Origin of the sequence: Mycobacterium sp. (assembly GCF_052144515.1) — a bacterium.
Lineage (GTDB): Bacteria > Actinomycetota > Actinomycetes > Mycobacteriales > Mycobacteriaceae > Mycobacterium.
Genome location: NZ_JBKQQD010000584.1, coordinates 1 through 7946, shown reverse-complemented (window position 1 = coordinate 7946; position 7946 = coordinate 1). Strand labels below are relative to the sequence as shown.

The following is a 7946-nucleotide window of genomic DNA, read 5'->3' as shown; positions in this document are numbered from 1 at the left end:
ACATGCCTCCGCCATTCACTTGGCAGCGCCATTTCGTGGTCCCGACGGCAATTGTCATCGTGTTGCTTGTGGCGGTGATTGGTGCCCGCCGGTGGGCGATCGCCGCGGGGGTGTGGTTATCGGTTGGCGTGGGAGCAATGGTTCACGACTTCGCTCCCGAACCGTACCCCTATCGGCCCGATTTAACCGCGCTGCAGCAGTGCGTGAATCGCGGTGAACCGGTTTGCCGACAGACGATCTTTGGTGATGGCTGGTCGGTGCGATTGCGCCAATAAGCGATTTGATGTTCGACCGCGGATACCCTCTCTGTCAACCTGGGTTGAGGCGCCCGCCCCCTGATAAATAGTGGCCCGAGGGCGGGGATGGAGAGACTCTCCGAGATGACGAGCAAGGTGACGACGTTGGTCCGAGCGGCCGGGATGGAAGATCCTGGTCGGGTGGCTGATGCTGGAATGCAATACCCCGATCCCGAGGTTCCCGAACGCGCCCGGCGACGGACGTTCACCGCGAAGTACAAGCTGGAGGTCCTCGCGCCTATGACGCGGCACCCGATGGTGAGAAGGGCGCGGTGCTGCGCCGTGAGGGGTTGTATTCCAGCCACATCGTGGAGTGGCGGCGAGCCCGCGACGCCGGTTCGTTGGCGGCGCTGGCCGCCCCACGTGGGCGCAAGCGCCGCGACCCGCAAGCCGAGCAGATCGCCCGCCTGCAAGCAGAAAAGCAGCAACTGGAGCGGGAGCTGGCCAAGACCCGCTTAGTGGTGGATGTACAGGCAAAACTGCACGCGCTCTTGGAAACTCTCGCCGAGAGCGCGGATACCGATCCGAGGTCGACGCCGATCACCGACCAGCTCGCGGTGCCGGCGCCGATGTCGGTAACGCCACCACGTTGGGCTCGTTCCTCGCCCCCGGAGCCAGCCGCAGCCAGGCGACGAACCGACCCACATCCTCAAGTCGCATTCCCGACCACACCAGCCCCGACCGATCACAGAACTCGAACCAATCCCGCAGGTCATGGGCATACGCGCGGACCGTGTTCGGCGACCGCTCCACCGCATGCAGATGCGCCAGAAACGCCTCCACCGGCCCCACCGCGCCAGCGTCGGCACCCACCACAGTCCACAACTCCAGATCGCCGAACGGCATCACCACCCGCTGGACTGCGAACCCGGTCGGTTTCGTCATGGACACCAAAGATAACCAGTCCACGACGAAAAACCCCGAGCCTCAAAGGGTGTGTCGACTACATCAACGACAGGTAGCCAGTGAACCGGAGATAACCACTGCGATTTTGAAGACAGCGTCGGCTTTCTTCGCGTCAATGTCATCCTGAGTGTGCCTGGCGGGGTTCGCCCGTTTCTTCGCTGCCCCAGTTTCGGCTGGTGGCCTTTCCGGCGATTTGCGGCCCCGCCAGGTCTGCTCTGAGTAGCGGCGTGGCAAGTCAGGAGCCTGCTTATGCCCGATTGAGGCGTGCCCGCGCTGCTCGGTGCGGGGTCGTATCCGTCGAGCAACTGGGAGTTCTGCATGGTCATGATCGGAACCGATTCGCATAAGCGCACCCACACCGTGGTGGCCGTTGACGACGTCGGACGCCGGGTTGGCGAAAAGACCGTCGCTGCCACCAGCGAAGGTCATCTGCTGTTGGTTCAGTGGGCTGCGCAGTGGCCCGAGGTCACCTTCGCGCTGGAGGACTGTCGGCATCTGACGCGCCCGCTGGAGCGGGACTTGTTGTCGGCGGGGCACCGCATCGTGCGCGTGCCGACCCGGTTGATGGCCGGTGCGCGTCGTGGCGGACGTCAGCCTGGTAAGTCCGATCCGATCGACGCTCAGGCGGTGGCGCTGGCCGCGCTGCGTCATCCCGACCTGCCCGTGGCAGCACTGGACGGTCCGGCACGTGAGGTCAAGCTGATCGTGGATCACCGACGCGATCTGGTTGCCGAACGGACCCGTGTGCACAACCGATTACGTTGGCACTTACACGAACTCGACCCAACACTGCAGATCCCCAGTCGCGGTCTGCGCCGCTATTGTGTCCTGACCGAACTGGCCTCCGGCGATGATCCTGGGCGAGACCGCCGGTGCTTACCGATTCCGTAACAAGGACGCCTACGCCCGCTTTACCGGCACCGCCCCCATCCCGGTCTGGTCAGGCAACAGCAAAGGCAAGGTCCGACTCAACCGCGGCGGCAACCGCACCATCAACACCGCGCTACACATGATCGCTGTCACCCAGTCCCGAGGTTACGGGTCCGGCCGCGCCTACCTCGACAAACTCACCGCCGCCGGCAAGGGCCGCACCGAAGCCATTCGGCTGCTGCGCCGGCGTCTCTCCGATTCCGTGTTCACCGCGCTGCGTACCGACGAACGGGAGCAGGCAGAGCGGACCAATCGGCGCCGCCCAACCACGACAGTGACCGCGGCTTGACATAGGAGCATCCGGGAGTGCGACCCGCGCCACCGCTGATCTGCGGATTCATCGACCAGATGCGGGCCCGTGGTTTTCGGGTCGAGTCGATCTGCCGCGTGCTCAGCGAGCACGGTGTGCGGGTCGCCCCACGCACGTACCGCAACTGGACTACCGCCGCCCCGTCGGACCGCACCGTCTCTGATGCCCAGCTCACCGACGCGCTGCGGGCCACCGTCGGCACGCCGGAAAGCATGTACGGGCGGCGCAAGATGACGGCGTATCTGAGGCGCCAGGGCCATCGGGTGGCCGGGTGCACGGTGGATCGGCTGATGCGCGACGAAGGCCTGTCCGGGGTGGTCAGGGGCCGGCGGCATCGCACCACGATCCCCGGCGGCAAAAATCCTCGTCGGGCACCGGACCTGCTCGATCGCGACTTCACCGCGCCCGCCCCGAACCGCAAATGGGTCACCGACTTCACCTACACCCGAACGTGGTCGGGATTCGTCTACGTGGCCTTCGTCGTGGACTGCTTCTCGCGGGCCATCGTGGGCTGGCACGCGGCCACCGTGAAGGACACCACGATGGTCACCACTGCGCTGAAGATGGCGCTGTCGATGGCGGTCGCGATGCGCGGCGAGCTGGCCGATGAGGTCATCTTTCACGCCGATCGTGGCAACAGCCCCAGCGCAGCTTGGCGTCGGCGACGGTGGTAGGTGCGTTTGATCCAGGTGACGATCGCGATCCGTAATTCCTCTCGGGTGTCCCGGCGGCGGCGGTCCAGGACGTTCTTCTGCAGCAGACTAAAGAAGCTCTCCATGGCCGCGTTGTCGCCGGCGGCGCCGACGCGTCAGATGGAGCCAGCCATCTCGTAGCGGCCCAGGGCGTGCACGTTCGTGGCTACACACATTCCACCAACGGCATACGGGAACCGACCTGTTCACGGATTTGACACGTGTAGCCGAACCCCTCGAGCAGTGCGATGACCGCTTTGGGCTCATGGTCTTTTGACGCGGCCGCTTCGAAGATGATTTTTGGGTGGTGGTCGCGAAAGAACTCTCGATCCGAGAACGCTTCGAGCTCGGCTCCCTCAATGTCGGCCTTGATGAAATGCACTGCGTCTAGTTCGAAGCGTCGGCTGAGGTCCGAAAGTGTCGATGAGGGAACCTGCCGCACCTGCTTCTTTCCGCGTTTCATGAGCGAAGCAGCTGCTGATCCCATATTGCCTTCCGTGAGAAATTCGATCCCGCGATTGTGAGACCAGACAGCGAGGTCGGCGACAACCGGCGCCGTCCCTGTCCGCTCTAGGAAGTTGTCGATGTTCTTTCGCAACGACACCAAATTCAGGGTGTCGGCTTCAACGGCGATGACTCGACCTGACTCCCCGACAGCCTCCTGGAACAACAACGAGGTGAAGCCGGAGTACGCACCCAAATCGATCACGGTTTGACCGAGACGCAGATCGGCGAAATCTAAGTATTGCCTGGCGGTCGCGAGGGGTTCAGCCAACGACGGAAACTCGATAGGCATGAAATCCCAGCCCCGCACTCGATGTTCGCGAGGGCCTGAGTAGTCGACCGTGAGGAAGGTGTCCACGAGCGCCGGCTCAACCGCTTCGAAGTAGAAGTCGAAATCATCGATGACGTCTCGCGCGTACACAGCATGCTGACCGTTCAGGACTACGCGGCGCTTCCCCTTCGGGTCCGTGACTGAGATGCGACCATCATCGCGTTGAACGTTGAATCCGTGGCTCCGACCATACAGGCTGACAACGAAGCGCGTGACCGTGCGGTTACGCGACACGATCCCCCGGGCTGACTCCGCAAGTCGCACGGCCCAACGGCCTCCTGTCGTTGCTCTCACTGATCCGTAGTAGCCGTCGAGTCTAGCCCAGGCACAACGGCCGTTGCATCATTGAAGTAGCGGTATGCACGTGCCAGGAGAGAACTACGGAGGGCGTGCGGCATCTCTCGCATAAGCCACCACGGCAAGTTGCGCAGCGAAGGGACGGACGTGATTGCCACCCCTTCGCGTGCCGCCTTGATGATCCGAGCCGCGGCAACGTCGGGATCGATCCAGAGACGCTCGGCGTGCGCCATGCCCTGTGTCATGGGCGTCTCTACGAACCCGAGAACGACATTGGTCACGTGCACGTTCGTGCCTCTGAGGCTTAGTCGCAGGCTGTCGGTCCACATCATCAGTGCGGCCTTGGAAGCTGAATATGCGGCTGATCCGTGGGTGGCGACCAACGCCGAGATCGATGTGATGGCAACCAAAGCTCCGTAGCCTTGCTGTGACATGATGCGTGCCGCCGGAACCAAGGTGTTGACCGCACCCTGATAGTTCGTGTTCATCAACTCACGCGCGGTGCCCGTTGAGAGCCCGTCGTCTCCCGCGGCGTGGATGACCCCCGCGTTTGCAAATACAAAGTCCAAGCGATCGCTCTTGCTCGTTGCGGCTTGGACGAAGTCAGCGATGGCAGTCTCGTCGCACACATCAAGACTTCCCGTCAGGACTACGGCCCCAGATCGGCGGCAAAGCTCGGCGACTTCATGAAGTTCATGCTCTGGTCCTCTGTCGGCTAAGGCCAACACCACGTCGTGAGTGGCAAGCCTCCGTGCCAGCGCTGCGCCAACACCGCTGCTGGCCCCAGTGATGAGGTGGGTCGTCACGTTCGCTCAACTTCACTTTCGCCAGCCGTTAGGAAACGGTCACGAACTTCGCAGGAGCAAGTCAGCCGCAGTCCAGCGCGGTGATTGCGTCGCGGTCGTCGTGGCCGGTGCCGGTTTTCCATGTTGAACGAGAAACTCGGTGTCGAGCGCCTCGTCGGCCGAATACACGTGGTTCTTCGCGAGCACGTACTTGGAGAGCGCGTAGCTGCTCTCGATCATCGGAGCGATGATGTAGTTGACCCCGATCTGCTTTGCCTCGAGCAGGTCGCGGACGCCCTCGCAGCCACCGCCCTTCACGGCCAGTTTGAGGCCGGAGTGAGAGGCGATCTCGACGAGGCGCAGAAGATCATCGACCTCGTGCCCTCCGCTTTGACGCCGACGTTCCCGAATTCGTCGCGCCCGCGACGGAGGATGCCCACCATCTCGCGTTTGGTCTTGTTTCATGTTGTGCCGCCCGAAGATCGCCCGTTGACACAGCCGGGAACCGCGTTAACGCTACCGGCTCACGCCGTGAGCGTCACCGAGATAGCGAAACACGGTCGCGGCGATTCTGGGCAGCAAATCCGGCGACCTGATGTGGAGTGGGTTTGAATTCTCGGGAGCGGGATCCCATACCCGCGAACAGCACCGGGCAGTTCGGGAAACCCAGCCCGCTCTTCGTGTCGCACCCAAGGTTGCCCCCGTCGAAGTAATCCCGTTGCGTCGTCCAATGGAGGCGCAGCCTCGTTGCTGTACAAGATCTTGAGCGGCAGCTCGTTCATGGCCACCATCAGCAGCTCCAACAAGTTTTGCGTGAACCCACCGTCGCCCTCGAGGAGCACGGTCCGGCACCCGGTGAAGAGCGCTGCTCGGATCGCGCGGCGCAGTCCATACCCACACTGCCCAGGCCCTTGTCGGTGCCGGCGAGTTGACTGGCCTTCTGGAAGAATGTTTGCATCGTGACGGTGAAGGCGCCGTCGCTGCTGCACGGAATGACGACTTCGTCGGCGTAGCAGCGGCCCGAGGGCTCCCGCAAGAAGGGAAGGGTTCGAGGCACCTGAAGCCGGTGACGGGCTCGCGATCCTGAGCTGGTAACACGTTGCGCACTTCTCGACACAACGTCACCGACTCGTCGACAACCGGCGGCGCCGACTGCACCGAGCTTGTGAGCACGCCGTCGGCGTCGACGGCGGGCAGGAGGAAAACCCGGCGGGTGTGTACCTCACAAATCTCGTTCTTTACATCCCGAGGCGCTGCTGAGCTACGAATCTTCCAGGCTGAAGGCGACATTGTCATCTGCGAATGCCTAATGACTTCGTCCACGAGGGGTCCTCGGATCGACTCCGCTTCCGATTCGGGTCGATTAAAGGAAACCCTGCTCAGCCGCCCGGCAGTTTAGGCGGGCGGTTCTGCCAACGAAGTTGTCGGGCCTGAGATACCGACGAAGTTGTCGAGATGCGCGGTGGGCCGCATCGCTAGCGGATTCTGGGCCAGGCCCATACCTGTGGGAACTTGGGATTGCGGTCAAGTCCAGGGTGGTGGTGTACGAGGTCGTCGCGTGATTCTTCGACTGGGTGGTTCAGGCGGTCAGTGCCGCCGGGGTGACGTCCTCTTCGCTCGTTGGAATCCGGTCGGGCTCGATCCGGTCGCCAACGGCGACCTTGGCGTCGATATTAGTGTTAGTGAGCCGTTCACGATTCTCCGAATCGCAATCTAATATGATGGGACCCGATGGCTAGGATTCGGTCGTTGGCACGGCCATGCGGCCGGCCGAGTTCTTGTCAGCAGGGTCCTGAGAGCCATCCGGATTCGGCCCCCGTCCGTGTGATGGAACCGGCTTGCGCGCGTACGACACAATGATTGCCGCGCAGGCAATCAGCCACAGGACCGGTGCGATCCTGACCGAAGTGACAACCCCCAGTATGTGGTCGACCACAGCGCCGACTTTCATGTTTGGGCTCAGGAGCGGCGGGCCGTTCGGCGCGATTTGGGCGATGGTGAGCGCTGCGGCGAGACTCGCCCAGAGCCCTACCGCACGACGGCGGCCGCCTACAGTCTGAGGTTGATCGAAAATTCCCGATCCGGGTGACCCATCGGGGTCTCGGGTGATGAGCGCCGCAACCGGTAACGCGAATACCAGATAGTAGGAAGGGACCAGAGGGGGAAAAAGCGAGGCGGTAGCCAACAGCACGGTGCCCGCCATGACAGGGGGGATACGCCGCCCAAGAGCCACAACGCAGACCACGACGAGAACCAGCACAACATACCCGAGCAGGGATCGGGGACCAGCGATAAAGCCGTCAGGTATCTTGCCGCCCGTTTCACCGGCCTTAATGTCATCGGGAATCATCAGCAGTCCCTCGGCGAAGGACATGTTGTACAGATCTGCGGCGGATGCGGACGAACCGGACGAACCGAAGCTGAGGGCGTTGTGGATCGACTGCAGGATTGTCGTCGGGAAGCCCCGCGGCCACAGCAGATAGGCGGCAAGGTTGGCGATTGCGGCTCCGGCCACGGTAAGGCCGCCCCACCCCCATCTCCGGGCCGCGAACAACGCGACCGCCAGCACCACAAACTGTGGTTTCACCAGCGCCGCCAACACCACCATGATCGCCGCCAGCTGCCAGCGCCGTCGGCACAGCGCTACCAGAAATACCAGCGCGATGGGCACCGCGAAGCCCACCGAGTTACCCCGATCGATGGCTGTCCACATCGGAATGGCCGCGACGCCTAATGCCATAAACACCACAACCCGCTCCAGGCCGCGAGCTCCCCGCGCCGCCCAGACCGCCGGAGTCAGGCAGGCGGTCGTCAAAGCCAGCAGATAGCCCAACAGCCCCAGTTGCGGAGCGTGCAGCCACTTGCCCAGAAACCCAAAGAACATGTGCGGCACCA

Annotated in this window: 9 protein-coding genes and 1 pseudogene; 4 read left to right on the top strand and 6 right to left on the bottom strand. The window is 63.0% G+C overall.

Features of this window, described 5'->3' with window-relative positions; all coding sequences use genetic code 11:
• Positions 1-275: hypothetical protein (locus ACLP9N_RS40500; protein ID WP_442412664.1), on the top strand; the 275-nt coding region annotated here is incomplete at its 5' end.
• Between the two features lie 561 nt (positions 276-836).
• Here ACLP9N_RS40500 and ACLP9N_RS40495 read toward each other — a convergent pair.
• Positions 837-1181 (bottom strand): site-specific integrase, encoded by a 345-nt coding sequence (locus tag ACLP9N_RS40495; protein ID WP_442412663.1) that lies wholly within the window; start codon positions 1179-1181, stop codon positions 837-839.
• A gap of 285 nt (positions 1182-1466) precedes the next feature.
• On the opposite strand from ACLP9N_RS40495, the gene ACLP9N_RS40490 reads away from it, so the two are divergent.
• From ACLP9N_RS40490 to ACLP9N_RS40480, 3 genes are read left to right on the top strand one after another with little or no spacing between them, the layout of a single operon-like run.
• The gene (locus ACLP9N_RS40490) at positions 1467-2093 is read left to right on the top strand and encodes an IS110 family transposase (RefSeq protein WP_442412662.1); all 627 of its coding nucleotides are present in this window, start codon (positions 1467-1469) and stop codon (positions 2091-2093) included.
• Positions 2053-2421 carry a transposase gene (locus ACLP9N_RS40485; protein ID WP_442412661.1) on the top strand — a complete coding sequence of 123 codons (369 nt, stop codon included), beginning with the start codon at positions 2053-2055 and terminating at the stop codon, positions 2419-2421. Before ACLP9N_RS40490 ends, ACLP9N_RS40485 begins: the two co-directional genes overlap by 41 nt.
• 17 nt (positions 2422-2438) lie before the next feature.
• Entirely contained in the window at positions 2439-3116 is a 678-nt protein-coding gene (locus ACLP9N_RS40480) for an IS3 family transposase (protein WP_442412660.1), read from the top strand.
• On the opposite strand, the pseudogene ACLP9N_RS40475 reads toward ACLP9N_RS40480, so the two are convergent.
• From ACLP9N_RS40475 to ACLP9N_RS40455, 5 genes and pseudogenes are all read right to left on the bottom strand, one after another.
• Positions 3062-3286: pseudogene (locus tag ACLP9N_RS40475) on the bottom strand (IS3 family transposase); the annotation flags it as partial. The gene ACLP9N_RS40480 and the pseudogene ACLP9N_RS40475 overlap by 55 nt on opposite strands.
• 14 nt (positions 3287-3300) lie before the next feature.
• Positions 3301-4203 carry an FkbM family methyltransferase gene (locus ACLP9N_RS40470; RefSeq protein ID WP_442412659.1) on the bottom strand — a complete coding sequence of 301 codons (903 nt, stop codon included), beginning with the start codon at positions 4201-4203 and terminating at the stop codon, positions 3301-3303.
• Between the two features lie 56 nt (positions 4204-4259).
• Positions 4260-5072 carry an SDR family NAD(P)-dependent oxidoreductase gene (locus ACLP9N_RS40465; RefSeq protein WP_442412658.1) on the bottom strand — a complete coding sequence of 271 codons (813 nt, stop codon included), beginning with the start codon at positions 5070-5072 and terminating at the stop codon, positions 4260-4262.
• Between the two features lie 39 nt (positions 5073-5111).
• Positions 5112-5516, bottom strand: coding sequence for a hypothetical protein (locus ACLP9N_RS40460; RefSeq protein ID WP_442412657.1), 405 nt, complete (start codon positions 5514-5516; stop codon positions 5112-5114).
• Positions 5517-6786: 1270 nt separating this feature from the next.
• Positions 6787-7946: hypothetical protein (locus tag ACLP9N_RS40455; protein ID WP_442412656.1), on the bottom strand; the 1160-nt coding region annotated here is incomplete at its 5' end.